Annotated in this window: 34 protein-coding genes and 1 pseudogene; 6 read left to right on the top strand and 29 right to left on the bottom strand. The window is 60.9% G+C overall.

Annotation, left to right across the window (positions count from 1 at the left end):
• Both HCZ87_RS12040 and HCZ87_RS12035 read left to right on the top strand, forming a co-directional pair.
• The coding region (locus HCZ87_RS12040; protein WP_167644001.1) for a glycine cleavage T C-terminal barrel domain-containing protein at positions 1 to 824 on the top strand (824 nt) is incomplete at its 5' end.
• A gap of 8 nt (positions 825 to 832) precedes the next feature.
• Positions 833 to 1,174: a zinc ribbon domain-containing protein YjdM gene (locus tag HCZ87_RS12035; protein WP_167644000.1), complete on the top strand. Its 342-nt coding sequence runs from the start codon at positions 833 to 835 to the stop codon at positions 1,172 to 1,174.
• 54 nt (positions 1,175 to 1,228) lie between these two features.
• Here the strand turns inward: HCZ87_RS12035 and HCZ87_RS12030 are convergent, their stop codons facing one another.
• The 25 genes from HCZ87_RS12030 to HCZ87_RS11910 all read right to left on the bottom strand — a co-directional run bounded on the left by HCZ87_RS12030 (position 1,229) and on the right by HCZ87_RS11910 (position 16,567).
• Entirely contained in the window at positions 1,229 to 2,149 is a 921-nt protein-coding gene (locus HCZ87_RS12030; protein WP_167643999.1) for a hypothetical protein, read from the bottom strand.
• Between the two features lie 135 nt (positions 2,150 to 2,284).
• Entirely contained in the window at positions 2,285 to 2,707 is a 423-nt protein-coding gene (gene rplQ, locus HCZ87_RS12025; protein WP_167643998.1) for a 50S ribosomal protein L17, read from the bottom strand.
• A gap of 144 nt (positions 2,708 to 2,851) precedes the next feature.
• A complete protein-coding gene (locus tag HCZ87_RS12020) occupies positions 2,852 to 3,868 on the bottom strand; it encodes a DNA-directed RNA polymerase subunit alpha (RefSeq protein WP_167643997.1) in 1,017 nt (338 codons plus the stop codon).
• A gap of 113 nt (positions 3,869 to 3,981) precedes the next feature.
• Entirely contained in the window at positions 3,982 to 4,371 is a 390-nt protein-coding gene (gene rpsK / locus HCZ87_RS12015) for a 30S ribosomal protein S11 (protein WP_167643996.1), read from the bottom strand.
• A gap of 16 nt (positions 4,372 to 4,387) precedes the next feature.
• The gene (rpsM, locus tag HCZ87_RS12010) at positions 4,388 to 4,756 is read right to left on the bottom strand and encodes a 30S ribosomal protein S13 (RefSeq protein WP_167643995.1); all 369 of its coding nucleotides are present in this window, start codon (positions 4,754 to 4,756) and stop codon (positions 4,388 to 4,390) included.
• A 338-nt stretch (positions 4,757 to 5,094) separates the two neighbouring features.
• Positions 5,095 to 5,742, bottom strand: a complete 648-nt coding sequence (locus tag HCZ87_RS12005) for an adenylate kinase (protein WP_167643994.1) — start codon at positions 5,740 to 5,742, stop codon at positions 5,095 to 5,097.
• The gene (secY, locus tag HCZ87_RS12000; RefSeq protein WP_167643993.1) at positions 5,739 to 7,103 is read right to left on the bottom strand and encodes a preprotein translocase subunit SecY; all 1,365 of its coding nucleotides are present in this window, start codon (positions 7,101 to 7,103) and stop codon (positions 5,739 to 5,741) included. The genes HCZ87_RS12005 and secY overlap by 4 nt, the downstream gene beginning before the upstream one ends.
• 109 nt (positions 7,104 to 7,212) lie before the next feature.
• On the bottom strand, positions 7,213 to 7,683 hold the full coding sequence (gene rplO / locus HCZ87_RS11995; RefSeq protein WP_167643992.1) for a 50S ribosomal protein L15: 471 nt from the start codon (positions 7,681 to 7,683) through the stop codon (positions 7,213 to 7,215).
• 517 nt (positions 7,684 to 8,200) lie between these two features.
• Positions 8,201 to 8,416, bottom strand: a complete 216-nt coding sequence (locus HCZ87_RS11990; RefSeq protein WP_167643991.1) for a DUF1127 domain-containing protein — start codon at positions 8,414 to 8,416, stop codon at positions 8,201 to 8,203.
• Between the two features lie 269 nt (positions 8,417 to 8,685).
• On the bottom strand, positions 8,686 to 9,054 hold the full coding sequence (locus tag HCZ87_RS11985; protein ID WP_167643990.1) for a hypothetical protein: 369 nt from the start codon (positions 9,052 to 9,054) through the stop codon (positions 8,686 to 8,688).
• A gap of 163 nt (positions 9,055 to 9,217) precedes the next feature.
• A complete protein-coding gene (gene rpmD, locus HCZ87_RS11980; protein ID WP_167643989.1) occupies positions 9,218 to 9,406 on the bottom strand; it encodes a 50S ribosomal protein L30 in 189 nt (62 codons plus the stop codon).
• Positions 9,407 to 9,418: 12 nt separating this feature from the next.
• The gene (rpsE, locus tag HCZ87_RS11975) at positions 9,419 to 9,982 is read right to left on the bottom strand and encodes a 30S ribosomal protein S5 (RefSeq protein ID WP_167643988.1); all 564 of its coding nucleotides are present in this window, start codon (positions 9,980 to 9,982) and stop codon (positions 9,419 to 9,421) included.
• Positions 9,983 to 10,141: 159 nt separating this feature from the next.
• Entirely contained in the window at positions 10,142 to 10,501 is a 360-nt protein-coding gene (rplR, locus tag HCZ87_RS11970; RefSeq protein ID WP_167643987.1) for a 50S ribosomal protein L18, read from the bottom strand.
• Positions 10,502 to 10,512: 11 nt separating this feature from the next.
• The gene (gene rplF, locus HCZ87_RS11965; protein WP_167643986.1) at positions 10,513 to 11,046 is read right to left on the bottom strand and encodes a 50S ribosomal protein L6; all 534 of its coding nucleotides are present in this window, start codon (positions 11,044 to 11,046) and stop codon (positions 10,513 to 10,515) included.
• Positions 11,047 to 11,061: 15 nt separating this feature from the next.
• The gene (gene rpsH, locus HCZ87_RS11960; protein WP_167643985.1) at positions 11,062 to 11,454 is read right to left on the bottom strand and encodes a 30S ribosomal protein S8; all 393 of its coding nucleotides are present in this window, start codon (positions 11,452 to 11,454) and stop codon (positions 11,062 to 11,064) included.
• 12 nt (positions 11,455 to 11,466) lie between these two features.
• Positions 11,467 to 11,772: a 30S ribosomal protein S14 gene (gene rpsN / locus HCZ87_RS11955; RefSeq protein WP_167643984.1), complete on the bottom strand. Its 306-nt coding sequence runs from the start codon at positions 11,770 to 11,772 to the stop codon at positions 11,467 to 11,469.
• Between the two features lie 19 nt (positions 11,773 to 11,791).
• Entirely contained in the window at positions 11,792 to 12,355 is a 564-nt protein-coding gene (gene rplE, locus HCZ87_RS11950) for a 50S ribosomal protein L5 (protein ID WP_167643983.1), read from the bottom strand.
• Positions 12,355 to 12,660, bottom strand: coding sequence for a 50S ribosomal protein L24 (gene rplX, locus HCZ87_RS11945; RefSeq protein WP_167643982.1), 306 nt, complete (start codon positions 12,658 to 12,660; stop codon positions 12,355 to 12,357). The genes rplE and rplX overlap by 1 nt, the downstream gene beginning before the upstream one ends.
• Positions 12,661 to 12,662: 2 nt before the next feature.
• Positions 12,663 to 13,031, bottom strand: a complete 369-nt coding sequence (gene rplN / locus HCZ87_RS11940; protein WP_005621870.1) for a 50S ribosomal protein L14 — start codon at positions 13,029 to 13,031, stop codon at positions 12,663 to 12,665.
• Positions 13,032 to 13,133: 102 nt separating this feature from the next.
• Positions 13,134 to 13,364 (bottom strand): 30S ribosomal protein S17, encoded by a 231-nt coding sequence (gene rpsQ / locus HCZ87_RS11935; RefSeq protein ID WP_167643981.1) that lies wholly within the window; start codon positions 13,362 to 13,364, stop codon positions 13,134 to 13,136.
• A 12-nt stretch (positions 13,365 to 13,376) separates the two neighbouring features.
• The gene (gene rpmC / locus HCZ87_RS11930) at positions 13,377 to 13,577 is read right to left on the bottom strand and encodes a 50S ribosomal protein L29 (protein ID WP_167643980.1); all 201 of its coding nucleotides are present in this window, start codon (positions 13,575 to 13,577) and stop codon (positions 13,377 to 13,379) included.
• 247 nt (positions 13,578 to 13,824) lie between these two features.
• Positions 13,825 to 14,868 carry a succinylglutamate desuccinylase/aspartoacylase family protein gene (locus HCZ87_RS11925; protein WP_167643979.1) on the bottom strand — a complete coding sequence of 348 codons (1,044 nt, stop codon included), beginning with the start codon at positions 14,866 to 14,868 and terminating at the stop codon, positions 13,825 to 13,827.
• 75 nt (positions 14,869 to 14,943) lie between these two features.
• Positions 14,944 to 15,564 (bottom strand): TIGR02466 family protein, encoded by a 621-nt coding sequence (locus HCZ87_RS11920; protein WP_167643978.1) that lies wholly within the window; start codon positions 15,562 to 15,564, stop codon positions 14,944 to 14,946.
• A 128-nt stretch (positions 15,565 to 15,692) separates the two neighbouring features.
• Positions 15,693 to 15,989: a hypothetical protein gene (locus tag HCZ87_RS21040; RefSeq protein WP_254868622.1), complete on the bottom strand. Its 297-nt coding sequence runs from the start codon at positions 15,987 to 15,989 to the stop codon at positions 15,693 to 15,695.
• An 89-nt stretch (positions 15,990 to 16,078) separates the two neighbouring features.
• Positions 16,079 to 16,567: a MarR family winged helix-turn-helix transcriptional regulator gene (locus HCZ87_RS11910; RefSeq protein WP_167643977.1), complete on the bottom strand. Its 489-nt coding sequence runs from the start codon at positions 16,565 to 16,567 to the stop codon at positions 16,079 to 16,081.
• Positions 16,568 to 16,648: 81 nt separating this feature from the next.
• Here HCZ87_RS11910 and HCZ87_RS11905 point away from each other — a divergent pair.
• Positions 16,649 to 17,507, top strand: a pseudogene (locus HCZ87_RS11905) (DMT family transporter).
• Positions 17,508 to 17,562: 55 nt separating this feature from the next.
• Here the strand turns inward: HCZ87_RS11905 and HCZ87_RS11900 are convergent.
• The 4 genes from HCZ87_RS11900 to bhcR form a co-directional block, all read right to left on the bottom strand.
• Entirely contained in the window at positions 17,563 to 18,588 is a 1,026-nt protein-coding gene (locus tag HCZ87_RS11900) for a transporter substrate-binding domain-containing protein (RefSeq protein WP_167643976.1), read from the bottom strand.
• A gap of 13 nt (positions 18,589 to 18,601) precedes the next feature.
• Positions 18,602 to 19,681 (bottom strand): transporter substrate-binding domain-containing protein, encoded by a 1,080-nt coding sequence (locus tag HCZ87_RS11895; RefSeq protein ID WP_167643975.1) that lies wholly within the window; start codon positions 19,679 to 19,681, stop codon positions 18,602 to 18,604.
• Positions 19,682 to 19,797: 116 nt separating this feature from the next.
• Positions 19,798 to 20,307 carry a hypothetical protein gene (locus HCZ87_RS11890; RefSeq protein WP_167643974.1) on the bottom strand — a complete coding sequence of 170 codons (510 nt, stop codon included), beginning with the start codon at positions 20,305 to 20,307 and terminating at the stop codon, positions 19,798 to 19,800.
• 470 nt (positions 20,308 to 20,777) lie between these two features.
• Positions 20,778 to 21,611, bottom strand: coding sequence for an HTH-type transcriptional regulator BhcR (gene bhcR, locus HCZ87_RS11885; RefSeq protein ID WP_167643973.1), 834 nt, complete (start codon positions 21,609 to 21,611; stop codon positions 20,778 to 20,780).
• 168 nt (positions 21,612 to 21,779) lie between these two features.
• On the opposite strand from bhcR, the gene bhcA reads away from it, so the two are divergent.
• The 3 genes from bhcA to HCZ87_RS11870 form a co-directional block, all read left to right on the top strand.
• Complete coding sequence (gene bhcA / locus HCZ87_RS11880; protein ID WP_167643972.1) at positions 21,780 to 22,970, top strand: L-aspartate--glyoxylate aminotransferase BhcA; 1,191 nt, start codon at positions 21,780 to 21,782, stop codon at positions 22,968 to 22,970.
• Positions 22,970 to 23,941, top strand: coding sequence for a beta-hydroxyaspartate dehydratase BhcB (gene bhcB, locus HCZ87_RS11875; protein ID WP_167643971.1), 972 nt, complete (start codon positions 22,970 to 22,972; stop codon positions 23,939 to 23,941). Before bhcA ends, bhcB begins: the two co-directional genes overlap by 1 nt.
• 41 nt (positions 23,942 to 23,982) lie before the next feature.
• The coding region (locus HCZ87_RS11870) for an alanine racemase (protein ID WP_175582245.1) at positions 23,983 to 24,567 on the top strand (585 nt) is incomplete at its 3' end.

Below are 24,567 nucleotides of genomic sequence, written 5' to 3'. Positions count from 1 at the left end.
TCTGTGATCACGACGGCTGGCTGATCAACGATCCGGTGCTGCTGAAGCTCTCTGATGACTGCTACTGGCTCTCGGTGGCGGATAGTGACATTCACCTCTGGGCTGCGGCCATCGGGCGCGAACGCCGCTGGCATGTGGAGGTCACGGAACCCGACGTCTCGCCGCTGGCGATCCAGGGCCCACGCGCCGAGGATGTCACCGCCGCGCTGTTTGGCGACTGGGTGCGCGAGCTGCGCTATTTCGGCTTTCGCGAGACGACGCTCGACGGGATCCCGCTGGTGCTGGCGCGCTCCGGTTGGTCCAAACAGGGCGGGTTTGAGCTGTATTTGCAGGATCATAGCCAGGGCAGCCGCCTCTGGGATCTGGTCAAGGCGGCAGGCGCCCCCTTTGACATCGGCCCCGGCGCCCCCAATGATATCGAGCGGCTGGAAACCGGGCTGATCTCCTACGGGGCCGATATGCGCTGGCAGGACTATCGCGCGACGCCCTATGAGATGGGCTTTGGCCCGCTGATCAGCCTTGAGAGCCATGATTTTGTCGGTCGTGCCGCCCTCACACGCATCGCCGCCGAACCTCCGGCCCGGCTCCGCGTCGGGTTGACCATTGAGGGCACACCGCCCCTGCCCGGCCAGCCCGTGCCGCTGCTGTTTGAGGGCACGGAGGTCGGCTATGTGGCCGAGCTCGCCTTTTCCAAACGTGTCGGCACCACCATTGCCCATGCCCTGATCCGCTCTGATCTCGCCGAGGTCGCCGCCGGTCTGAGCATCCGCATCGGCGCGGATGAGTTCCCCGCCGCCCTCCATCCCATTCCCTTTATCAAATGAGCCAAGCCATGAGCGATAGCCTGCCCCCCTGCCCCGAATGTTCCTCCGCCTTCACCTATGAGATGGACGCCCTGCTGGTCTGCCCCGAATGCGGCCATGAGTGGTCCGCCACAGCCGCCGATGACGACGCCACCGTGGTGCGCGACAGCGTTGGCAACGTGCTGCAAGACGGCGATACGGTCACGGTGATCAAGGACCTCAAGGTCAAAGGATCGTCGAGTGTCGTCAAAGTCGGCACCAAGGTCCGTGGCATCCGCCTGGTGGACGGCGATCACGACATCGACTGCAAGGTCCCCGGCGTTGGCCAGATGGGGCTGAAGAGCCAGTTTGTGAAGAAGGTGACAGAGTAAGTAAGCCCCGCGCCCATGACGCCGCCATCTGTCAGGCGTCATGGGCAGACGGCACTAGGCCGTCGCGGCGGTTTTCTTGATTTCCGCGAGCAGCTCCTTCAGCCGGGCCTCGCAGCTCGACTGGAGCTTATCAAAGGTATCCAGCGTCGCGAGCAGCTTCTTGCGCGCCTTGGCATCTTCGATCTCTTTGATATCTTTTGCACATTTCTTGCGGGCGCGCTGATACTCGCCGACCAGCTTGGTCAACTCCTTGAGCTTCATGGCACCGACCTTGGCCTGCGTCTGCGCCGCTTTGGCATCGCTGGCGACACCCTGCATGCCGGCCTTATGGGCCTCCTGCACCGCCCCGGCGAGCGCCTGTATCTTGGCGCTATTGCGCTTGAGCAGCTTTTCTTCCAGCAGCTTGGGCAGGTCTGCCTCCGAGGTCGTCGCCTTGCCATCTTCCGAGAGCATCTTTTCCAGGATTTTCTTTGACTGCACCGCGTAGAACTTGTCACCCGGCTTCATCTTTCCTGCATATCCCGCGATGATCTTTTGATCCGCCTGATGCGCCTTGAGCGCGGCGATCAACGCGTCGATCTCTTTCTTTTCCGGCGATCCCTTGGCACTGGCTTTGCCGGCCTTCTCGGCACCAGAAAGCAGCTTCGCAACCAGTGGCGACGTGCTCTTCGCCGTCTCGATCAGCGCCATCATCTCGTCCAGCGCGGCCTTTTGAACGGTGACCGCCTTTTGCCAGACGGCAAGACCGGCCTTGAAGCCTTTGTCCTTTTGCAGATCGGCAAGTTTCTTGGAGGCAATCCCCGCCTCGCGCGCCTTGGAGAGCGATTCCCGCAACGAATCCTCCGCGTCCCAGCATTTTTCCAGCGCAACGGTCATCGCCTTGCGCAGTTTCTCGCCGTCCGCCTTGGTGGTTTTTTTCAGCGCAGGCAGGGACTTCTTGTACTCCGCCTGTAGTTTCTGAAGCTCCTTGGACATGAACCGCCCTCCAAATGCAGATGTAAAAATATCCGGTGCATTCAGTATGGCGCATAAATTCGCCCCGCCCCAAACAAAAACCCCGCCCTGTTGCCAGAGCGGGGGTAAAGTCCGACAGTCAGATGACCGCGAGTCTTATTCGTCGTCGGCGGCTTCAAGCTCTGCCAGACGGGCCTTGTCGGCAGCGCCTTTGGCGGAGGTGTCGCGGTCCACGAATTCGATGATCGCCATCGGTGCCATGTCGCCATAGCGGAAACCGGCTTTCAGGATGCGGACGTAACCACCGGAACGGTCTTTGTAGCGCGGGCCCAGAACCTCGAACAGTTTCGCGACGTCCTTTTCCTCTTTCAGCTTGGAAGCGGCCTGACGGCGGGCGTGCAGGTCGCCACGTTTTGCCAGGGTGATCATCTTTTCGATGATCGGGCGCAGTTCTTTTGCCTTGGGAAGGGTCGTTTTGATTTGCTCGTGCTCGATGAGCGAGCCAGCCATGTTGGAGAACAGGGCCTTGCGGTGCTCATGAGTCCGGTTGAGGCGGCGATAACCACGTGCGTGACGCATTTTCTAAATCCTTATCTTGCGTTTTGCTTTGTCAGGCAGCTGATGCGTGTCAGCCGCTCACCTTGGGGCAGAGGCCCGAATAGTCCCCGGCAGGTCCGGGAATTTTGAAGGAGGGCCTAAGCCCTCCTTCCTCAAAGATCAAGCTTAGAAGCTGTCTTCGAATTTCTTGGCCAGATCTTCGATGTTGTCCGGCGGCCAGTCCTCGACGTCCATACCGAGGTGCAGACCCATGCCAGAGAGCACTTCCTTGATCTCGTTCAAGGATTTGCGGCCGAAGTTCGGGGTGCGGAGCATCTCGGCTTCGGTTTTCTGGATCAGATCGCCGATATAGACGATGTTGTCGTTCTTGAGGCAGTTGGCCGAACGCACAGACAGTTCCAACTCGTCCACTTTCTTGAGCAGAAGCGGGTTGAACTCGAGACCATCGTCCTCGTCCTGGCGGCCAGCGGCTTCCGGCTCGTCGAAATTGACGAAGATCGACAGCTGGTCCTGAAGGATACGGGCGGCATAGGCCAGCGCGTCCTCAGGCGTGATGGAACCATCGGTGTCAACTTTGAGGGTCAGCTTGTCATAGTCCAGCACCTGGCCCTCACGGGTCGGCTGCACGTCATAGGAGACCTTCTTGACCGGCGAATAGATGGCATCGATCGGGATCAGGCCGATGGGTGCATCTTCCGGCTTGTTCTTGTCTGCGGAGACATAGCCCTTGCCGGTGTTGACGGTCAGTTCCATGAACAGATCGGCGCCATCGTCGAGGTGGCAGATCACATGTTCGCGGTTCAGAACCTCGATACCGGCGGTTTCGGCGATGTCACCTGCGGTGACGACAGCCGGGCCCTTGGCATTGATCGACAGGCGCTTGGGGCCTTCGACTTCCATGCGCAGGGAAACCTGCTTCAGGTTCAGGATGATGTCGGTCACGTCTTCACGCACACCGGCCACGGAGGAGAACTCATGCAGCACGTTGTCGATCTGAACGGATGTGATGGCGGCGCCTTGCAGCGAGCTCATCAAAATGCGGCGCAGGGCGTTGCCAAGCGTCAGGCCGAAGCCCCGCTCCAGCGGTTCTGCAACAAGTGTCGCCTGGCGTGCCGGATCATTGCCCGGTTTCACATCCAGTTGCGTGGGCTTGATCAATTCGGCCCAGTTCTTATGGATCATGCGGTCCCTCCATTCCTGTCTGTTCCCATGTCCAAAGGAGCAGACGCCCGAGGTTTCAAATGACGTACTGAGGCCCTGCACATGGCAAGGCCCCAGTTGAGTGGTATTGTCGCTTAGACGCGGCGGCGCTTCGGCGGGCGGCAGCCATTGTGCGCGATCGGGGTCACATCACGAATGTTGGTGATGTTGAAACCGATTGCCGCCAGCGCGCGCAGGGCGGATTCACGACCCGAACCGGGGCCTTGAACTTCGACCTCAAGGGTCTTCACGCCGTGATCCTGGGCCTTGCGGCCTGCGTCCTCGGCAGCCATCTGCGCAGCATAGGGCGTGGACTTACGGGAGCCCTTGAAGCCCATGGTGCCAGCAGAGGACCAGGAGATCGCATTGCCCTGAACGTCGGAGATCAGGATCTTGGTGTTGTTGAACGAGGAGTTCACATGGGCAACGCCCGATGCGATATTCTTACGCTCTTTTTTCTTCGTACGAGTCTTATCGCGTGCCATCTGTCAGGACCCTCCCTTACTTCTTCTTGCCAGCAATGGCCTTTGCGGGGCCTTTGCGGGTGCGAGCATTGGTGTGGGTACGCTGACCACGGACCGGCAGGTTACGACGGTGGCGCAGGCCACGGTAGCAGCCCAGATCCATCAGGCGTTTGATGTTCATCTGCACTTCACGACGCAGGTCACCTTCAACGGTGAAGGTTGCGTCGATATGTTCGCGGATGGCCAGAACTTCTGCGTCGGACAGTTCGTTCACACGACGGGTTTCGTCGATGTTCACGGCCGCGCAGATGGCTTTGGCGGAGGCAGGACCAATACCCGTGATATAGGTCAGGGCAATCGGGACCCGTTTGGCAGTCGGGATGTTAACGCCGGCAATACGTGCCACGTGTCACTTTCCTTTTCGGTTGCGGTTCCGTAACTCCAGAACCTTTTTTCACAACACTTGACCGTGGCAGTGAGGCCAGAGGGTCCAGCATGTATCGAGGTAGTCAGGTGGACAACGCAAATTGCCCGCCTGGAATGATTCCCAGCAGGGATGTTGGTTCGTATGGTGATTTCAAGGAGGGGTCAACCCTGAATGCGCCCGGATCGGCAGGGGCGTGGCAGATCTGTCCGGCACGGGACAATTGCCAAAGCCAGCCAATGGGATGCGGTGGCGGGCCTTGAGGCAAAACAGGCTGCCAGATGGCAGCCTGTCTTGAAGAATACGCAGGATCGGGTGGCTTACTCGCCGAGGATCCAGGCGATGGATTTGCGTACCTCGTCGATGGAGGCAAGACCGTCCAGACGTTGCAGATTGTCCTTGGCCCAGTAGTAACCAATCAGCGGCGAGGTTTTCTTGTAGTATTCCATCAGACGGGTCTTGAGGCTGTCCTCATTGTCGTCCGGGCGCCGCTTTTGATTGCCGCCGCCGCAGTTGGCGCATTTGCCATCGGCGGGCCAGGGTTTGGTGGCGTCGTGATAGACCTCACCGCAATCGCCACAGGTGGAGCGGCCGGTGATGCGGGCAACCAGCGCCTCGTCATCGACCTGCATCTCGATCACCGCGTCCAGCTTCAGCCCCATCTCAGAGAGCAGCTTTTCCAGTGCGTCGGCCTGCGGCAGGGTGCGCGGGAAACCGTCGAAGATGAAACCGCCCTCGGAGCCCTCTTGCAGCTTTTCGCGGATGAGGCCGATCACGATCTCGTCGGTGACCAGTTTGCCCTCGGCCATGATCGCCGCGACTTTTTTGCCCATCTCGGTGCCGGAGGCCTGCGCCTCGCGCAGCATATCCCCGGTGGAGAGCTGGACCATATTGCGGGTTTCAACCAGGTGACGCGCCTGCGTCCCCTTGCCCGCGCCGGGCGGGCCCATGAGAATGATATTGGTCATCGGCGAGCAGGCCCCCGTTTCGTGCGTTTTTTGTTCCGCCCGCGCAGCTGGCTCTTCTCAATGAGCCCCTCATACTGATGCGCGAGAAGGTGGCTTTGCACCTGCTGGATCGTGTCCATGGTCACCGAGACCACAATCAGAACCGAGGTGCCACCGAAGTAAACCGGAATGGCAAAGTTGGAGCGCAGGATTTCCGGCAGCAGGCAGACCGCCGCAAGATAGGCCGCGCCAAGCACCAGGATCCGGTTCACCACATATTCGATATATTCCGCGGTCTTCTTGCCGGGGCGAATGCCGGGCACAAAGCCGTTCTGGTTCTTCAGGTTCTGCGCCACTTCATCCGGTTTGAACGAGACGTTGAAGGTGTAGAAATAGGCAAAGAACACGATCATCGACACGAAGAACAACAGATAGAGCGGCTGACCGGGACCGAAGTTCGCCAGCAGCCAGCTCATCACCGGACCGGTGGCCGAGCCTTGGCTGAAGGTCGAAATCGTGGTCGGCAGCAGCAGCAGAGAGGAGGCAAAGATCGCCGGGATCACGCCCGCCGGGTTCACCTTGATCGGCAGATGCGAGGAGCCACCGTCATAGACCTTCATGCCGACCTGGCGGCGCGGGTACTGGATGTGGATCTTGCGCAGCGCACGTTCCATGAAGACCACGAACATGATCACCGCAACCACCATCACCAGCACGGCAATGATCACCGCCGGAGAGATCGCACCGGAGCGGCCAGAGGCAAAGAACTGCGCGATGGCGGCAGGAAGCTCGGCGATGATGCCGACGAAGATGATCAGTGAAATACCATTGCCGATGCCGCGGTTGGTGATCTGCTCACCCAGCCACATCAGGAACATGGTGCCGCCCACCAGGGTGATCATGCAAGCGAGGCGGAAATAAAGCCCCGGATCCAGCGCCAGATCGCCGGCTTCGAGCGAGGCGGCCAGTCCGTAGGACTGCGCCGTCGCCAGCAGCACGGTGCCGTAGCGGGTGTATTGGTTGATCTTCTTGCGGCCCTGCTCGCCCTCTTTCTTGAGCTGTTCGAGCGCAGGCACCATGGAGGTCAGCAACTGCACAATGATGGAGGCCGAGATATAGGGCATAATGCCAAGGGCAAAGATGCCCATGCGCCCAAGCGCGCCGCCGGTAAACATCGACACCATGCCGCCAATGCCCTTGCCCGCCGAGTCCATGAACTGACGCAACGCATCCGTGTCGATTCCCGGAACGGGAATCCAGGTGCCCAGGCGATAGACTATCAGAAGTCCGATCGTGAACAGGATGCGGTTGCGCAGATCAGTGGCCTTGCTGAGCGCGGACCAGCTGGTGTTCGCTGCCATTTGTTCTGCTGCTGATACCATGAAATAGGTCTCTTCTTGCGAAAACGCCGCCCGGAACCGTTTTCCGGCTCGGGCGGCGTGTTGGAAAACTGATGCCTGTGTACGCGGCCCGGGCCGCGCTCACAAGTCGTTACTCAGCTGCGGCCTCTGCCGCTACGGTCAGCGCGCCGCCAGCCTTGGAGACTGCCTCAATGGCAGACTTGGACGCGCCGGTCACGGCGATGGTCGCTTTGGCGGAGAATTCGCCTTTTGCCAGAACGCGGATGCCGTCCAGCTTGCGACGAACCAGACCGGAAGCAACCAGGCTGTCTTCGGTGATGGAAGCCGCGTCGAGCTTGCCCGCGTCGATGAATTTCTGGATCAGACCCAGGTTCACGACAGCGTATTTCTTGGCGTTCGGCTTGGTGAAGCCACGCTTCGGCAGACGTTGGTAGAGCGGCATTTGGCCACCCTCGTAGCCGTTGATCGCCACACCGGAACGGGATTTCTGACCTTTGATACCACGGCCACCCATTTTACCCTTGCCGGAGCCGGGACCACGGGCCACGCGGGTCCGTTTCGGGGAGGCGCCAGGATTGTCGCGCAGTTGATTGAGTTTCATATCGCTTCTCCTAAAGCCGGAAGTGACCCCTGAAGCGTATTGGGTCAGACACGGCATTTCTTGATTTTGATTCTGTGGCCCGCAAGGCCACCGGGGGCGTATAGACGGGATGCTGCGATGGATCAAGAGCGGCGGCCGGCTTTCCTGCGGCAAGCGCCGGAAACGAGGGGCCAGCCCCTCGTGCTCCCCGGGATATTTCGGGTTAGAAGAAAGCCCGGATTGGAGCCCCCTTGCCCTGCTGCCTGTCGCAATCGCGATTTGGCAACGGGCTGTTGTGGCGGGTTGAGAATGGATCAGGGACGCCACCAGCAGCGCCCTGTTGCGAGACGGGTCCGGTTTGCCACACCGGCCCGCGCCTTGCGCAACGCGCCGAACACAATGCCATCACGGCATAAAAATCCGGGTGCCGGACCGCGCCCTGTCCCGCAACAAAAAACGCCCCCACAATGTGGAGGCGCTGCTTGCGCGCGCTGGCCCGGAGGGAGGAGAGCAGGCCGCGCGCGTATGGAGCTGTCGCTTAGTGGCCGTAGACGTGGCTCCGGGCCAGGTCCGCGATGTCGCAGCGGCGGATGCCGATGTCGGCCAGATCACGGTCGCTCAGCGCGTCCAGTTCACCATAGGTGCGTTTGTATTCTTTGTAGAGGTCCCAGGAATTCCGGCTGTTGTCGACGAGACCGCGCAGGCGGGCGACGATGGAGGAAGACGCGAGGGGGGTGTTTTGTGCATAAGCCATATCTTTGGTCCTTTTCTCTAGCCGGGACGGGTTTCCGCGGCTCTTGATGTCTTGTGTTGTTTCCTTTGACACCTCGGAAGATAAGGCAGCGTGTTGGCGCTAACAACTGACAGTTCCGAACAGCCGCTATGCACATGCAGCATAGAAAAGGTGGATGTGGTTAACGTCTTTTTCACAGACAGCAGTATGCGCCGGGACCCGGCATGGAAAAGCGCCCCCGGACGGATCCGGAGGCGCGCTGCCGGGGTTTCGGGGAGAGCCCTAGTCGTTTACGGCTTGACGATATGCCAGACACCGCCGACGCCATCACCGCTGGTCTGGCCCGCGGCCTTGTCCCCAACCCAGAGATACAGCGGCTGGTTCATATAGCTGACCTGCTGGCTGCCATCCTTGCGTTCTGTCAGCGCGAAGCCCTCGGGCAGGGTCGCCTCGCCCTCCACAACCAGCGGCGGCCATTTTGCGGCGCAGCCATCATAGCAGTTCGAGGTGCCGTCGCTGTCCTTGTCAAAGCTGTAGAGCGTCATGCCCGCGCCGTCGGTCAGGTAGCCGGCCTCTGAGGTTTCAACAACCGCGGTGCCCGCGAATGCGCTTCCGGCGGCAAGGATGAAGCCGGCGGCGAGGATCGAAAAACGTGTCATATCTGTGTCTCCTGAATCTTGCGCTGCGTGATGCAGCTACTCAGGAAACACCCGGGCCCGGGATTCTATTCATCGCCTTCCGGTATTTTCTACCGGCTTTCACAAAAAAACGCCCCCGGACATCCGGAGGCGTCTTGGTGTTCGCAAGAACCGTCAAAGAGGCTTAGTCGCGCTCTTCGATGATCTCAACCAGATGCGGGATCTTGTTGACCATGCCGCGCACGGAGGGGGTATCCTCCAGCTCGCGGGTTTTGTGCATCTTGTTCAGGCCCAGACCGATCAGGGTTGCGCGCTGGTCGGCGGGGCGACGGATCGGAGAACCGACCTGTTTCACGACGATGGTTTTAGCCATGGATCAGTTTCCTTACGCTTCTGCTTCCGCAGGTGCTTCGTCCCGCTTGGGCAGGATGTCAGCAACCTTTTTGCCACGACGTTGAGCAACGGCACGGGGGCTTTGCTCTTTCTTCAGACCGTCGATGGTGGCGCGGATCATGTTGTAGGGGTTCTGAGTGCCAACGGACTTGGAAACCACGTCCTTGATGCCCAGCATTTCAAACACGGCACGCATCGGACCACCGGCGATGATACCAGTACCTTCCGGCGCGGTGCGCATGACAACCTTGCCTGCGCCGTGACGACCGTACATGTCGTGATGAAGGGTGCGACCCTCTTTCAGCGGCACGCGGATCATCTGACGTTTGGCTTGCTCGGTGGCCTTGCGGATTGCCTCGGGCACCTCTTTGGCCTTGCCTTTGCCGAAGCCGACGCGACCTTTTTGGTCACCGACAACAACAAGAGCGGCGAAGCCGAAGCGCTTACCACCTTTAACGGTTTTGGACACGCGGTTGATCGCGACAAGGCGATCTGCGAATTCCGGTGTTTCCTCGCGGTCGCGACGGTTGCCGCGGCGATTATCACGTTCTGCCATCTTGGCATTCCTTCATGATGATGACGAATGGAGCCCCATTCGTTTTGTCCCAATCCTGGTGAGACGGGCCATGGCCTGCCTCCCGGATCATCGGGGCCGCTTGCACGACCCTCTCTCGAAATCAGTCGGACGCCCCGAAACGGGGCGCCCGGTTGATCTTTAGATCTTCAGACCGCCTTCACGCGCAGCGTCGGCCAGGGCCTTCACTTTGCCATGATAGAGGAAGCCACCACGGTCGAAATATGCTTCTTCGACACCGGCTGCCTTGGCGCGCTCTGCGATCACGGAACCGACTTTGGTCGCCGCTTCGATGTTGTTCTTGCCCACAAAACCAAGATCCTTTTCCAGGGTCGAGGCTGCGGCCAGAGTTACACCTTTGACGTCGTCGATCAGCTGAACAGAGATGTTCTTGTTCGAGCGGTGAACGGAAAGCCGCACGCGGCCTGCGTTCACTTTGCGAAGCTTGTTCCGAACGCGCAGGCGGCGTTTCAGAAACAGGGTACGTTTGCTGTTTGCCATTGTGTTCGTCCTTACTTCTTCTTGCCTTCCTTGCGGAAGATGAACTCGCCCTTGTAGCGGATGCCTTTGCCTTTGTAGGGCTCGGGACGACGCCAGTCGCGGATTTGAGCCGCCACTTCGCCAACCGCTTGCGCGTCTGCACCTTCCACAACGATTTCAGTCTGCTTCGGCGCGGTGATGGTGACACCTTCCGGAGCGACATAATCGACGTCATGCGAATAGCCCAGGTTCAGCTTCAGGGTGTTGCCCTGCATCTGCGCCCGGTAACCCACACCCTGGATCTCCAGCTCTTTTTTGAAGCCGGTGGTCACGCCGGTGACGAGGTTCTGGATCCGCGTGCGGGACATGCCCCACTGCTGACGGGCGCGCTTGGATTTGCCGCGCGGGTCAACTTTCACCAGGTTGTCGTCGATGGTGATGGTCACATCGTCGGTTGCGGTGAAGGAAAGGGTGCCTTTCGGGCCTTTCACTTCGATGGTCTGGCCGGACAGGCTCGCGGACACGCCGCTTGTCAGTTCGACCGGTTTTTTACCAATACGAGACATTGTGCTTAGGCCTCCTTAGAAGACGGTGCAAAGCACTTCGCCACCAACGTTGGCCGCGCGTGCATTTGCATCCGACATCACACCTTTGGGGGTGGAGACAATCGACACGCCCAGGCCCTGACGGACCGACGGAATGTCATTGACGCCCATGTACACGCGACGACCGGGTTTGGAGACCCGCTTCAGTTCGCGAATAACAGGTTCGCCTTCGTAATACTTGAGGCTGATTTCCAGCGCCGGATGGCCGCGTTCGTCAGTCCCTGCTTCATAGCCGCGAATGTAGCCTTCAGATTGCAGCACATCCAGAACCCATGCGCGCAGTTTGGACGCCGGGGTCATGACGGTGGATTTGCCACGCATCTGAGAGTTACGGATACGGGTGAGCATATCGCCGATAGGATCGTTCATATTGTCTCTCCCTTACCAGCTCGATTTCACCATACCGGGGATCTGGCCATTCGAGCCCAGTTCCCGCAGCGCGATCCGGCTTACCTTCAGCTTACGGTAGTAAGCATGGGGACGGCCGGTCAGCTGGCAACGGTTGTGCAGACGGGTTGCCGACGAGTTGCGCGGCAGTTTCGCCAGTTGAAGACGCGCTTTGAAACGCTCTTCCATCGGGCGGCTTTCGTCATTCGCGATTTCTTTCAGCTCGGCACGTTTGGCAGCATATTTGGCCACCAGGCGCTCGCGCTTCTTTTCGCGTTCGATCATTGCTTTTTTAGCCATGGTCTATTCCTCTCCGCGCTCAGCTGTTGAAAGGCATGTTGAACGCTTTCAACAGTGCCTTCGCTTCAGCGTCGGTTTTCGCGTTGGTGGCGATTACGATGTCCATGCCCCAGGATTCGTCGATCTTGTCAAAGTCGATTTCCGGGAACACGATGTGCTCTTTCAGGCCCATGGCGTAGTTGCCACGACCGTCAAAAGAGGTGCCGGACACGCCACGGAAGTCGCGGATGCGGGGCATTGCGATGGTGATCAGGCGGTCGAGGAATTCATACATCCGTTCGCCACGCAGGGTCACCTTGGCGCCCATCGGCATGCCTTCGCGAACGCGGAAGCCAGCGATGGAGTTTTTCGCAACGGTGGTCAGAGCCTTTTGGCCAGCAATCTTGGTCAGGTCTTCCTGAGCCGATTTCGCTTTTTTGCTGTCTTTAACGGCAGCGCGGCCACAACCGATGTTCAGAACGATCTTCTCCAGCTTGGGGATCTGCATATCGTTCTTATAGCCGAATTCCTCTTTCAGAGACGCACGGATGGTGTCCATGTAGAGGGTCTTCAGGCGCGGGGTGTAGTTTGCATCATCAAGCATCAGACAGTCTCCCCGGTGGTTTTGGCGAAACGGACCTTCTTGCCGTCTTCCTCACGGAAGCCAACGCGGGTCGCTTTGCCGTTGGAGTCCAGCAGCGCCAGGTTGCTGAGATCGATCGGCAGGGCCTTGGGCAGGCGGCCGCCTTGCGCGGTCTGGGTCTGACGGGTGTGGCGGATCGCCATGTTCACGCCATCGACAACAGCTTTGCCAGCTTTCGGGTCAACGGAGGCAATGGTGCCTTCTTTGCCCTTGTCGCGGCCAGCGAGCACGATGACCTTGTCACCCTTACGGAGTTTAGCAGCCATAGTTACAGCACCTCCGGAGCAAGCGAGATGATCTTCATGAAGTTTTTCGCGCGCAGTTCGCGAACAACCGGGCCGAAGATACGGGTGCCGACCGGCTCGTTGTTGTTATTCAGGATAACAGCAGCGTTACGGTCAAAACGGATTGCGGTGCCGTCTTCACGACGGACCTCTTTGGCGGTGCGTACGACGACGGCCTTGCGGACGTCCCCTTTTTTCACGCGGCCGCGCGGGATGGCTTCTTTAACCGAGACGACAATAATGTCGCCAACGGAAGCGTACTTACGCTTGGAGCCACCCAGAACCTTGATGCACTGAACTCGGCGAGCGCCGGAGTTGTCAGCAACATCCAGATTGGTTTGCATCTGGATCATGTGGTTTCTCCCGACCTTTGGGGCAGCGATGCGTGCTGTGATCCCCCAGGGTTTCGACTATACTAAAAAGCAAAGTCGCCAGGAGCCTGTCAAAACAGGCTCTTAGGCGTCGATAACTTCCCAGCGTTTCGTTTTCGATTTCGGCGCGCATTCGATGATGCGTACGGTGTCGCCGACCTTGAAAGCGTTCTTTTCATCGTGAGCCCGGTATTTTTTGGACTTACGGATGGTTTTCTTCAGAACCGGGTGTGTGAAACGGCGTTCCACGGACACGGTGACGGTCTGTGCGTTTGCGTCGGAAGTGACGACGCCGGACAGGATACGTTTGGGCATCTGTAGAGCTCCTTATTCAGCCGCTGCGGCGGCTTTTTCGTTCAGGATGGTTTTCACACGAGCAGCATTGCGGCGGGCCGCCTTGATGCCAGCAGTGTTTTCCAACTGACCGGTCGCTTGTTGAAAGCGCAGGTTGAAGCTCTCTTTTTTGAGGTTTGCGAGTTGATCGCGGAGCTCGTCCACGGTCTTTTCGCGCAGATCATTGGCGTTCATCGCCTTGCGTTCCTTTCCTTGGCACCAGAGGGCCCCTTATGACGGGTCACCCTTGGGTCTGGTGGGTTATGTCGCCTGCACAATGTGTGCAGAAAAAAGAATCACCCAGCACAATCCGACTCGCGAATTGCGGTGAGCGATGGGTCCCTATAGAGGGGTTGAGGTGCGAGGGCAAGGGATAGTTGCCGCGCGCCCAAACGGCCAGCCCGCGGTGCGCGTGTCGCCCGCCCCTCGGTTCGGCGCGGGTTCAAATGATCTCGTCCTCATCAAACATCGCCGCGCCTTCCAACTGCGCGTTCAGGCTTTCGATGCGGCTCTCGGCGGTGGCGGCGTTGATGACTTCGGCGATGTGAAACAGCGCATCGCCCTCGTTGACGATCGGCAGGTTGGTGCGGCCGATGATCAACCCCTGGGTTTCGGCCAGCAGTTCGATCTCGCTCTCGCCAAAGGGATCGGCGACAATTCCCAGCACGTCGCCCGGCTCGACCATTTCGCCGGTGGTCTTATAGGCGCGCAGCAGCCCGCCCGCCGGGGCGCGCTCCCAGCTGCTGTCGCGGGCACGCACCGGTACCACTTCGGCCAGCGGCACGCCGTCTTCGGGGATCATGCCCAGCATATGCATCACCCGCAGGATCCCGGCGACGCCGACACGGGCGGATTGCTCGTCAAAGCGCAGCCCCTCCCCCGCCTCATAGAGCAGCATATCCACTCCGCGTGCCTGCGCCTGCTGCCGCAAGGACCCCTCGCGCAGGGCCGAGCGGATCACCACCGGCGCGCCGAAAGCATCGGCATAGGCCAGCGTTTCGGGCCGCTTGGGCGAGACCCGGATCTGCGGCATATTGGTGCGGTGGATGGCGGCGGAATGCAGATCAATGCCCAGATCCGAGCGATCCACGATCTCGGTCATAAAGAGATGCGCAAGGCGGCTGGCGAGCGAGCCCCCCTCGCTGCCAGGAAAACAGCGGTTGAGGTCGCGCCGGTCCGGCAGATAGCGAGAATGGTTGAGGAACCCAAAGGTATTGACAATCGGCACCACGATCAGCGTGCCCCTGAGACGCGCAAACTGCCGGCTGCGCAGCAAGCGGCGGGCGATTTCCACGCCGATCACCTCGTCACCATGGATCGCCGCCGACACAAACAGCGTCGGCCCCTCCTCGGCACCATGGATCACATGCGCGGACATGTTGACGGGCGTGTGATCCGACAGCACGCTCACCGGCAGATCCACGGTGCGCCTTGTGCCGGGCGGGATGGAGAAACCGCCGATTTCAAAATTCGGGCGCAATGTCATGGAGCCTGCCTGCATCTGTAAGCGTTCAGACGGGTTTAGCAGCTTTCCACAGTCAGGCAAACGCCCAGCTGCCGATCAGCCCCAGGCGTAGTTGAAGGAGACCGAGATCCGCTCGTCCTCTGCCATATTCAGCGGCACCTCGTGGCGGATGAAACTTTCCCACAGCAGCACGTCGCCCACTTTGGGTGTCTGGTAGACAAAGCTGCGCAGCTCCTGGCGGCAGTCCTTGTTCCGCGGCGGATGCGCCATCATCATGGCGTGGCGCGGGTCTTCCAGCTTCAGCGCCGAGGCACCATCGGGCATCGACACATAGGTGGTGCCGGAGATCACCGAATGGGGGTGGATATGGCTGGCGTGGGTGCCGCCCTCGGGCAGGATATTGATCCAGAGATCTTCCAGCTTCAGCTCGCGGCCATCGAGGTTCAGCTCCAGATCCTGCGCAAAGGCCATCACATGCGCGTCCAGCGATTTCACCAGGTCGGCAAAGATCGGAAAGCGCCAGGGCAGATCGGTCAGCGACGCATAGGAGGTATAGCCGGGATATCCGTTCTCTTCGCACCAGTCCTGGCCAGCGTCGTCGTCCTCGGCGATCACCAGACAGGAGTTTTCCAGCTCCTGCGCATCAATTTCGGGGCCGTGCTCGGACAGGGCGGCACGGTAGAGGCGGGTCACGAAGAGGGAATCAATCTGGGCCATGCCTCGTCTTAGCGCAGGCATGACCGCCTTGGCGAGAGGTCACGATCACAGAGGACACCGCGCGGTCTATCCCCCTGCCCCGCGCCACTCGCCGCCCGGAGGCCGCGCCTGCACCAGGGGCCCTGAGCCTAGCGTGCCGCCTCGAACATATAGGCGCAGCCATCGTGAACCATGGCGCGCTCCGGCGACATCGGATCCTTGACCAAGAACCATCGCAGGCCGCCGCCATAGACGATGCCCGGTGAATAGGTACAGCCATTGGCCAGGGTCCAATAGGTCATGCGCCGATACCGATAGGGCGCCTGGCTGACCTTGGTCAGCTGGGCATAGTCGGCGCCAGCATTGCCGCGCTGCCCCTCGGGCGGTGGCACCACGCAGCCTGCCACAAGGAAAAGTACCACTGCCAATCTGTTCCAGGTCGCCATTCTGGCCCCTCCGCTGATCACCCCCTCAGCATAGGAACATTAGGTGAACAAAATCCTTATGCGCCCCACAACGGGCAAGGCCCGCCGCCCTATGCGCTGCCCGCCACCAAGAGCGCCTTGGACAGAAGCGCGTTCAGCTGCTCGATCTCCTCGGCGTTCAGCCCCGCCAGCAGCGCAGCCTGGGTCTCCACATGGGCCTCGACCACCCTGTTGATCAGCGCCAGCCCCTCCGGGGTCAGCGCCACCAGAAAGCTGCGGCTGTCGTCAGGATTGACCGAGCGCGTCACCAGCCCGTCGGCCTCCAGGCGGTCGATCCGGTTGGTCATCGTGCCCGAGGCCACCATGGTCGCCGTCATCAAGGCGCCGGTCGACAGGCAATAGGGCGCGCCCGAGCGGCGCAGGGTGGCCAGCACATCGAATTTCGCAAAGTTCAGACCAAAGCGCGCAAAGGTGCGCTCCATCGGCTTCAGATAGGCCAGCGACAGACGGCTGACCCGGCCAATCACCCCCATCGCGGTGACATCAAGCTCCGGCCGCTCGCGCCGCCATTGCTCCAGAATATAATCGACATGATCCATGGGGACTTCTTGCCGATGTATTATCTTGACGTCAAGATATCTGCACACTATCTCGATGTCGAGATAAATGGAGTCCGACCGATGAGCCACAGACGAGACCTCGCCCTCACCGCGCTTGCGCCGGCCATCTGGGGCAGCAGCTATATTGTCACCACCACATTCCTGCCCGGGCAATCGCCCTATCTGGTCGCGCTGTTGCGGGCGCTGCCGGCGGGGGTGTTGCTGTTGCTGATGGTGCGCCAATTGCCGCCGCTGACGTTGGTGCCCAAGATCCTTGTGCTCGGCGCGCTGAATTTCTCGGTCTTCTGGGCGCTGCTGTTCCTGGCGGCCTATCGGCTGCCCGGCGGCGTTGCGGCCACCCTGGGCGCGGTTCAGCCGCTGTTTGTCATGGGGCTGTCAGGGGTCTTGCTGGGCAGCCAGATCCACGGCAAGGGCATCCTTGCCGCGCTTCTGGGGGTGCTCGGCGTCGGGCTTTTGGTGCTGGGACCGGACGCCAGCCTGGATCCTCTGGGTGTTGCGGCAGGATTGGGCGGGGCGCTCTCGATGGCCACCGGCGTGGTGCTGACCCGCAAGTGGCAGCCCGGCGTTCCGGCGCTGACCTTCACCGCCTGGCAGCTCACCGCGGGTGGGCTGCTGTTGGTCCCGGTTGCCTATGTGGCGCTGCCGAATTGGCCGACCCTCAGCGCCGAGAATGTGATCGGGCTTGCCTATATGAGCCTGATCGGCGGCGCGTTTACCTATATTCTGTGGTTCCGGGGCATTGGCCGTATCGCCCGCGCAGGTCTCTTTGCTGGGGGTGTTCAGCCCGCTGACGGCGGTGATCCTCGGTGCGGCCTTTGTCGGGGAGAGCTTTAGCCTGCTTCAGGCGGTCGGCGCCGTGATCGCCTTGTTCAGCGTCTGGCTGGGGCAGCAGCCTGCGCACAGAAAAGCGCTCGCATAAAAAGACGGGGGCGTGTGTCGCGCCCCCGTCGAACTTGATCGTTTTGCGGCCAAGGCTATTGCAGCGTGGCCCAGAACAGCTCCAGATGACGGCTCATGATCTCGTCAAAGCGGCCGCTCTCGCGCAGTTTGCGCAGCCCCGCGTTCACCCGATAGAGATGCGAGGTGCCGCGCCAGTGGGTCTTGGAGATCACCACATGCAGCCCGGTTTCCGAGATAGGTTTCTCCAGCGGCTCGACCTGCCCGCGCAGCCCCTCGGCCACCACCGCCTCGGCCCCGACAAAGAGGTTCACCGCAGCCGCATCCACCTGGCCATTGACCACCATGCGCATACAATCGCGCGGCGTGTCCGGCTGCACCAGGGTGATCTTATCCTCGCTCAGCCAGCGCCGGTCCGCGCGGTCCAGATCAAAGGTGTAAAACCCCTTTGGCCGACAGATGGTCTTGCCCACGACATCGGCATCCTCCGCATAGACCATCCCGCCCCCGGCCCGCACGAACAGCATCACCGGCACCTCGACCAGCGGATCAGAGAAATGGAAGTTGGCGCAGCGCTCGTTGCTGGGATCGGCCTCGCAATCTGGCTTGATCCAGGGGAACCCCATGTCGAATTCCTTGTCGTCGAGCAGCGGAAACAGATGTTTGCTCCAGTCGTCTTCCCAGGTGATCGCATAGGGCACCGGCGAGGGGGCCAGCTCCAGCGCCGCATTGACCAGCTCTGTGATCATGCCCTGCCCCGGCAGGTTCGGATCGGTGAAGGGCGCGTAATTGCCGCCGGTCAGCAGGTTCATCTCGGCGGTGGGTTTGCGCAGCGGCGTGGCGTCGGCCTCCACCGCGTCAGGCGGGCAAGGAATATACAGCGTCCGCCCCGGAACCGTCGAAGGGCCCGCCAATTCGCCCTGGTTGCGATAGTAGATCAGCGTCCAGCGGTTGCGGTCCCCGTAATGCGCCTCGGCGATGGAAAAGAGGTTGTCGCCCGGTTGCGCCACATAATCCACGTCGCAGATCGCAAAAGCGGCGGAGGGCACAAGGCCCACCACCAGCAGCAGACGCCAGAACAGCGACATCAAAATACGTTGCATCCGATCCTCCCGATCAGAACCCGGCCCAGATGCGGGCCAGGTGATCCTCGACGATTTTCTGATAGGTGCCGTCCTCGCGAATGCCACGCACCCCCGCGTTGACCACCGCCAACAGCCGCTCTGCATCGGGGTGCGATTTGTGCACGACAACATGGTGCGACTGGATCGAGATCGGTTCCGGCACCACCTGGATGCGATCGGTAATGCCCATCTCTTTCATCTTGTCGCGCCCGGTGAACTCGTTGAGCACCACACCATCGGCCTTGCCCTCCAGCACCAGCTTGAAACAATCGCCCGGACTCGGCGCGACCACCAGGGTGATCTTTTCATCGCGCAGCCAGTTGCGGCCGTTCTCGTTAAAGATCGAGGTGTCATAGCCTTTGGGGCGGCAGATGGATTTGCCGAACAGATCCTCGTCCTTGGCAAAGCTCACCGGGCGGCTGGCGTCGGCGAACATCAAGGTCAGCGTTTCGAACAGCGGATCAGAGAACAACAGGTTCTGGCAGCGATAATTGTCCGGCAGCTCGGCGCAATTGGGTTTGTACCAGGGAAAGCCCACATCCAGCAGAGCGTTGGACAGCAGCGGATCAAGATGCGAGCCCCAATCGTCCACCCAATGAATGGCATAGCCCTGCTGCGGGTTGGCCTTGGTCATCGCGGCGTTGACAATATCGGTCAACAAACCACCGTTGTGCAGCTCCTTGCCGGTGAAAGGCTGGAAATCATCGCCGGTCAGCAGGTTGATCTTCTGGCGGGTCGAGGCGTCCCCCGCCTGGATGCGAACCGGCTGCGCGGCGACAGGGGTGGCCTGTGACAGCTCCCGCCCACCTTCCAGCCCCAGCGGCAAGCCGTTCAGACAGGCCAGCTCCAGCGTCATCCCCACCCGGATTGCGCTGGGTTTATCTCCGATCACCGCAATATTGCGGTTGTGAATGACGCTCCACATGCCCGCGTTCTTATAAAGCTTGTCAGCAATGACCGAGAGACTGTCCCCCGGCTTCACAACATAGAGCCCGCCACAGGTTTCGGCAGCGGCAGCCTGCCCAAAGATGGCCGACAGCCCTAGCGCGGCGGCTGCGATCAGTTTTTTCATGTGTCCCCCTGAAGGATTTTGATCCGTTTTTCGGAAATTGGGCATGGCACCTGATCTGACGCAGCCCGTTCCATTCGGAAGGAGCCACGCACCCTGAGCAACACGCCGTGTTGGATTTACTTCTGAATAAAGAGGCTGAGGATCGTTGCCGTATCCACGCGCCCGTCCGCGCCGATCAAACCGGCGGGCACCGTGATCGCCTGGCGGCTGTAGGCATCGTTCAGCAACCGGTCGATATAGGCGTCGGACTGGCCCTGCTCATGCGCTGTCATCACCATGCGCAACAGTTCCGAGCCTGCGGCGGCATCACTCGTCGGCGCAGGTGCCACGGTTGCCGTCGCAGCACCGCCCTCGGTGCGGCCACTGCCGCGCAGCACCGCCAGCGTGCCTGCGGTCATCTTGGCCATCATGTCCTCGCTGCTCGCGGTCAGCCCCGCGCTGGCAGAGGGGATCGGCTGACCCGCTGTGTTCTGACCATCCGCCGCAGAGGCCGGGGCGGCGACCAATCGGGCCAGATCCTCGCTGAAGGAGCCGCTCTCTGCGGTAGCAACCTCTGTCTGCGGGGCCGCACCCTCCTCGCCAATAAATTGCAATGCAAGCCCGCCAAGCGCAAAGAGACCGATCACACCCGCCGCCAGCAACAACAACCTTGGATTGTATCCGCCGCTCGGGCTGGCGAAATCAGACGGGCTGGACGCAAAGCTATTTGCCCCGGATGGCGCCGCTGCGACCGGGGTCGCAGGCGCAGCAGAGACCCGAGGCGCCGGCGACTTGCCCTGCGTTTGCGCATTTGCGGGGCGGCCAGCCGGCTGATTTTTTACAGAAATTTTTACGTTCCCTGTGGTCGAAATATTCTGGATCTTCGTTTCTGCCGTCTTCGGCCTGGGTTGCTTTGGCATATTGTCCTGCGCCAAGCCTTCTTGCTTCCAATTCAATTTCTGCATGAATGCCCCCGGGGTAACAAAACACCAATGCGCGGAAACGCACCGATATCAGACTAATTTATTGACGTTTACCTTTTGTTAACCTTCGACACGAATCGTGTCAATATTTTGTGGATAACTCCGCGATTCAACCGAGGGCTGGTTTCCTGCCGTCACGGCCTGCGCCCACCAATCGACGCCGTCAGCGCATGCGCGGCCTCCACCACCGACCGACCGAGCCGCTCGATTTCCGCAGCGGTGACTCGGCTGGTCGGGCCGGACACCGAAATGCCTGCGATGGCCTCGCCGTTCACGTCAAACACAGGTGCCGCAATGCAGCGCATGCCGATGTTGCGCTCTTCGTTGTCATAGGAATAGCCGCGCGCCAGGCTGTTGCGCAGATCCTCCCGGAGCGCCTGCGGCGTCACGATGGTGCTGGGCGTAAAGGCCCGAAGCCCCTCACGCAGACGCCGCTCCAGCCGGTCCGCATCCATCTGCGCCAGGAGCGCCTTGCCGATCCCGGAGGCATGCATGTCCGACAGCGTCCCCGGCGGAAAAAAGGCGCGGATATTGGCATGGGTTTCGACCTGGCTCAGGAACAGGACCTTGCCTTCCTTTTCAACGCCGAGGTTGGCGGTCTCGCCGGTGGCCTCCATCAGCTGGCGCATGACCGGCCGGGCACGATCCACCAGGCTGGTCCGACGCAGAAAGCGCGCACCGATCATAAAGGCGCGCGGCCCGATATGCCAAAGCTGCGCCTCGGCGTCGAATTCCACCAGTGCGCGGCCCTCCAGCGTCACCAAGACCCGATAGATGGTCGAGGGGGACTGCCCCATCTCGTCGGCAATCGCACCAAGTGACATACCCTGACGCTCGCTGAGAAACTCAAACACCGCCATCGCGCGGTCCAGCGACTTGATGGTGTTCTGGGCGGATTTATCCTCCCAGTCGCGGGGGCGCCCACGGGCGCGCCGCTTGCCCGGCGGTGGATTATCTTGAAATTCCATCAGATGCCTTCGAATTTTTGTGAAATTCAACTTCACAATATGAAAAATGTAACCCACTGGAAACACTAAATCTATTCTGACTTGCTCGTTTTTTGGGCCGTTTTGCGAAAATATATCGCTATGGCAATGGCTGGCCTACCGTCCCTTCAGCGACCCAAGGAGACCGTCATGAGCTTTCAGAACCCTGTATTCATCCCGGGGCCGACCAATATCCCCGAGCGCCTGCGCAAAGCATGTGACATGCCCACCATCGACCACCGCTCGCCGCTGTTCGGACAGATCCTGCATCCCGCCCGCGCCGGCGTGCGCAAGATCCTGAAGAGCGAAACGGCCGAGGTCTTCATCTTTCCCTCCACCGGCACCGGCGGCTGGGAGACCGCGCTGAGCAACACGCTCTCGGCGGGGGACAAGGTTCTGGCGGCGCGCAACGGCATGTTCAGCCATCGCTGGATCGACATGTGCCAGCGCCATGGCCTGACGGTGGAAATCGTCGAAACACCCTGGGGTCAGGGCCTGCCCGCAGATCGCTACGCCGAGATCCTTGCCGCCGATCACGCGCATGAGATCAAGGCGGTACTGGCCACCCATAACGAGACCGCCACCGGGGTGAAATCCGACATCGCCGCCGTGCGCGCGGCGCTGGACGCCGCCAACCACCCGGCCCTGTTGTTCGTGGATGGGGTCAGCTCCATCGCCTCCATGGAGTTCCGCTTTGACGACTGGGGCGTGGATGTTGCCGTGACCGGCTCGCAAAAGGGCTTCATGCTGCCGCCGGGGCTGGCCATCGTCGGATTTTCGCAAAAGGCAATGCAGGCGACCGCAACCGCAGGTCTGCCGCGCACCTTCTTTGATGTACGGGACATGGAAAAGGGCTATGCCAACAACGCCTACCCCTACACGCCCGCCGTGGGTCTGCTGAACGGTCTGAACGAGGCCTGCACGATGCTGCTGGACGAGGGGCTGGAGGCGGTCTTTGCCCGCCATCACCGCATCGCCGAGGGCGTGCGCACCGCGGTGCGGGCCTGGGGGCTGGAGCTCTGCGCGGCGTCGCCGGATCTTTATTCCGACACGGTCAGCGCGATCTGCACGCCCGAGGGATTCAACGCCACCGATATCGTCAGCCATGCCGCCAATACCTATGGCGTCGCCTTTGGCACCGGCCTTGGCGAGGTTGCGGGCAAGGTGTTTCGCATCGGCCACCTTGGCAGCCTGACCGATGTGATGGCCCTGTCCGGCATTGCCTGCGCCGAGATGTGCATGGCGGATCTGGGTCTCGACATCCCGCAGGGCAGCGGCGTCGGCGCCGCGCAGGACTACTACCGCGCCAACCCGGCACCGGCAAAGAAGGCGGCCGCGTGATGACGCAGATCGCCCTCAATATCCCCACCTATGACGATATGCTGGCCGCGCATCAGCGCATCCAGCCCTATATCCGCCGCACCGAGCTGCGCCACTCGGATTACCTCAACGAGGTGACAGGCGCGCAGCTGTTCTTCAAATGCGAGAATTTCCAGGAACCCGGCGCCTTCAAGGTGCGCGGCGCCTGCAACGCGGTCTTTGGTCTGGATGACGATCAGGCCAGGCTGGGCGTTGCCACCCATTCCAGCGGCAACCATGCCTCCTGCCTGAGCTATGCCGCCATGAAACGCGGCATTCCCTGCAATGTGGTAATGCCCCGCACCGCGCCGCAGGCAAAAAAGGACACGGTGCGCCGCTATGGCGGCAGGATCACCGAATGCGACCCCTCGACCAGCAGCCGCGAAGCCACCTTTGCCGAGGTGCAGGCCGCCAGCGGTGGCGATTTTGTGCACCCTTACAACGATCCGCGCGTGATTGCCGGCCAAGGCACCTGCGCCAAGGAATTCTTTGAACAGACCGATGGTCTGGACATGGTTGTGGCCCCGATCGGTGGTGGCGGCATGATCTCGGGCACCTGCCTGACCCTGGCCACGCTGGCCCCCGAATGCCAGGTCATCGCCGCCGAGCCGGAACAGGCGGATGACGCCTATCGCAGCTTCAAGGCCGGGCATATCATCGCCGATGACGCGCCGAAGACCATCGCCGACGGGCTGCTGGTGCCGCTGAAGGATCTGACCTGGCATTTCGTTTCCAGCCATGTGTCGGAAATCTACACCGCCTCGGATGCGGAGATCATCGCCGCGATGAAGCTGATCTGGAAACACCTGCGGGTGGTGATGGAACCCTCCAGCGCGGTGCCGCTGGCCTGTATCCTCAAAAATCCGGCGGCCTTTCGTGGCAAACGCGTGGGGATCATCCTGACCGGTGGCAATGTCGATCTGGACCGGCTGCCCTGGATCGCCAACACCTGAACCCCCTCAATTCATCGACCCATCGCTTTCAGGAGGATCCCATGAAAGACCTGCCCAACCTCGACGCCTATGACGTTGGCTTTGACATCCCGGCCAAACCGGGCATGGATGAGGCCGATATCCAGACGCCCTGCCTGCTGCTCGACCTGGATGCGCTGGAGCGCAACATCAAGAAGATGGGCGAGTACGCCCGCGCCCATGGCATGCGCCACCGGGTGCATGGCAAGATGCATAAATCCGTGGATGTGGCCAAGTTGCAGGAAGAGCTGGGCGGCGCCGTCGGCGTCTGCTGCCAGAAGGTCTCGGAGGCGGAGGTCTTTGCCCGCGGTGGCATCAAAGACATTCTGGTCTCCAACCAGGTGCGCGACCCGGCCAAGCTCGACCGGCTGGCCCGCCTGCCCAAATTCGGCGCACGCACCCTTGTCTGCGTCGATGATCTGGCCAATGTCGCCGAGCTCTCTGCCGCCGCGCAGAAACATGGCACCGAAATCGAATGCCTGATCGAAATCGACTGCGGCGCGGGCCGCTGCGGCGTCACCAGCACCGAGGCCGTGGTGGAGATCGCCAAGGCCATCACGGCAGCCGACAACCTCACCTTTACCGGCATTCAGGCCTATCAGGGCGCG

The sequence above is a fragment of the Phaeobacter sp. HF9A genome (assembly GCF_011806385.1).
Lineage (GTDB): Bacteria > Pseudomonadota > Alphaproteobacteria > Rhodobacterales > Rhodobacteraceae > Epibacterium.
This window is presented reverse-complemented; position numbering and strand designations above follow the sequence as displayed.